At 64.4% G+C, this 1544-nt stretch carries 2 protein-coding genes; both read right to left on the bottom strand.

What is annotated here, in order from left to right; all coding sequences use genetic code 11:
• Window positions 1-432: UDP-N-acetylglucosamine--N-acetylmuramyl-(pentapeptide) pyrophosphoryl-undecaprenol N-acetylglucosamine transferase (locus AC1DYI_RS35240; protein ID WP_477208743.1), on the bottom strand; the 432-nt coding region annotated here is incomplete at its 3' end.
• A partial coding sequence (ftsW, locus tag AC1DYI_RS35235; protein WP_477208742.1) for a putative lipid II flippase FtsW occupies window positions 429-1544 on the bottom strand: 1116 nt, incomplete at its 5' end. The genes AC1DYI_RS35240 and ftsW, both read right to left, overlap by 4 nt.

Below are 1544 nucleotides of genomic sequence, written 5' to 3'. Positions count from 1 at the left end.
GCCGAAGGCCACGCGGTCGGCCACCGGCAGCAGCGCCTTGTTGCTCAGCAGCAGACCGGCGTCAGCGTTGACCAGCATCAGCGGCTTGCCCAGCAGCGAAGCCATCATGCCGCCCGGAAAGCAGACATAGCCGCCCATGCCCAACACCGCATCGGCCGAGCGCGCGCGCAGGATGCGCGCCGAATCCCAGAAGGCCTTCAGCATGCGCAGGCCGCCGGTCAAGGTTTGCAGCAAGTTCTTGCCGCGCAAACCGCTGAAGGCCAGCCGGTCCATCGCGATACCCGACGGCGGCACCAGCTTGTTTTCCATGCCGCCTTCGGTACCGAGCCAGCTCACAGCCCAGCCGCGCGCCTGCATCTCGCGCGCAACAGCGAGGCCCGGGATCACGTGGCCCCCGGTGCCCGCGGCCATGATGACGAGGTGCCGCGTCATGTGCGCCCTCCCCGCATCATCTGGCGATTCTCTTGATCAACGCGAAGAACGATGGCCAACGCCACCAAGTTCATCAATACACCGGAGCCGCCATACGACAACAACGGCAACGTCAGCCCCTTCGTCGGCAGCAGCCCCAAATTCACACCCATGTTGATAAAGCTCTGGCCGCCGAACCAGATGCCAATGCCTTGCGTCATCAAGCCGGCAAACACACGGTCGAGCGCAATCGCCTGGCGGCCGATCACGAAGATGCGCCGGGTCAGCCAGAAGAAGGCCAGGATCACCATCAGCACGACGATGAAGCCCAGCTCTTCGCCGATCACCGCGAGCAGGAAGTCGGTGTGCGCCTCAGGCAGGTACGACAGCTTCTCGATCGACTGGCCCAGGCCCTGGCCAAACCATTCACCGCGGCCGAAGGCGATCAACGAGTGCGTCAGCTGGTAGGCCTTGCCCTGCGCATAGTCCGGGTTCCACGGGTCGAGGTAKGCAAAGATGCGTTGGCGGCGGAACTCGCTGAACGCGATCATCATCACGAACGCGCAGACCAGCACCATCACGCTGAGCAAGAACATGCGGCCGTTGACGCCGCCGAGGAACAGGATGCCCAGCGCGATCGCAGCGATCACCATGAAGGCGCCCATGTCCGGCTCGGCCAGCAACAGCACGCCGATCACGCCGAGTGCCACCGCCATGGGCCAAACGGCTTTGACGAAGTTCTCTTTGACCTCCATCTTGCGCACCATGTAGCTGGCCGCGTACATCGCGATCGCCAGTTTGGCCAGCTCACTCGGCTGGAAACTCATGATGCCCAGCGGAATCCAGCGCCGCGCGCCATTGACGCCCTTGCCGATGAACGGCACCAGCACGACGATCAGCGTGGCGAGCGAGGCAGCGAACAACCACGGCGCCCACTTCTCCCAGACCGCGATCGGGATCTGCAGCGTCACCAGCGCGGCGACGAAGCCGATCGCGATGAACATCGCCTGCCGGTTCAGGAAATAGGTCGGCGCGTAGTTGGCGAACTTCGGGTTGTCGTGCATCGCGACCGACGCCGAATAGACCATCACCAGGCCCAGCGCGAGCAGCGCCGTCACGACCCACGCCAGCGG

It is taken from the genome of Ideonella sp. P3_A4 (assembly GCF_056403075.1).
Note: the sequence above shows the minus strand (reverse complement) of the source record. Positions and strands in the feature narration are given on the sequence as shown.